Annotated in this window: 1 protein-coding gene; it reads right to left on the reverse strand. The window is 75.7% G+C overall.

Features of this window, described 5'->3' with window-relative positions; translation table 11 throughout:
• A partial coding sequence (locus tag D471_RS34790) for an acyltransferase domain-containing protein (protein WP_152486344.1) occupies nt 1-1,110 on the reverse strand: 1,110 nt, incomplete at both ends.

Below are 1,110 nucleotides of genomic sequence, written 5' to 3' on the forward strand. Positions count from 1 at the left end.
GGAAGGGGTAGGTGGGCAGGTCGACGTGGGCGCGGCGGCCGGTCGTGCCGAGGGCGCGCGCCCAGTCGACGGCGACGCCCCGGCAGTGTGCCTCGGCCAGGGCGGTCCACATCCGGGTGGGTCCGTCCTCGCCCCGTTTCAGCGTGCCGATGACCGCCCGGTCGTCCAGGCCGGTCTCCTCCAGTGTCCGCTCGATCGCCGCCGTGAGGACGGGGTGCGGGCTGACCTCGACGAACGCCGCTCCGCGCTCCCCCAGGGCCGCGACGACGGGCGCGAGCAGCACGGGGTGGCGCAGGTTGCGGTACCAGTGGTCGGGGCCGAGGGTGGTCCCGACCATGGGTGACCGTTCCGGCAGGGAGCCCGACGACCATTCCGTGGCGGGCGCGACGGTGGTGCGCAGGGGGATGTCTCCCTCCCGCGGCCGGATCCCGGACAGGCCGGTGCGCAGTTCGTCGCGGATTCGTTCGACGTGGGCGGAGTGGGAGGCGTAGTCGACGTCGACCCGTCGGGCGTGGACGCCGTCCCGGTCGGCGGCGGAGAGGAGTTCGCCGACCGCGTCCGCGTCGCCCGACACCACGGTCGACTCCGGTCCGTTGACCGCCGCGACGCCGATCCGACCCGCCCACGGCGCGGCGAACTCCGCCGTGCGGTCGGCCTCGAGCCCGACCACGGCCATGGCGCCCGGCCCGGCCAGATCACGAAGGAGCCGCGAGCGCAGTGCGACGACCCGTGCTCCGTCCTCGAGGGAGAGGGCTCCGGCCACGCAGGCGGCGGCGATCTCCCCCTGGGAGTGGCCCACCACTGCGGAGGGCTCCACTCCGGCTTCCGTCCACAGCCGCGCCAGGGACACCATGACCGCCCACAGCACCGGCTGCACCACGTCCACCCGGGCACCGCCGCCCGCCATGGGCGGTGCACCGGGCTCCGCGCGCAGGACCTCGCGCAGCGACCAGTCCACGAACGGCGCCAGTGCCCGTTCGCACTCGTCCACGGCGGCGGCGAACACGGGCGAGGCGGCCAGCAGGCCCCGCCCCATCCGCGCCCACTGGCCGCCCTGGCCGGGGAAGACGAACACGGGGCCGATGCGTTGGCCGGACACGGCTGCCGGAC

Source organism: Nocardiopsis lucentensis DSM 44048, from assembly GCF_000341125.1.
GTDB classification, from domain to species: domain Bacteria; phylum Actinomycetota; class Actinomycetes; order Streptosporangiales; family Streptosporangiaceae; genus Nocardiopsis; species Nocardiopsis lucentensis.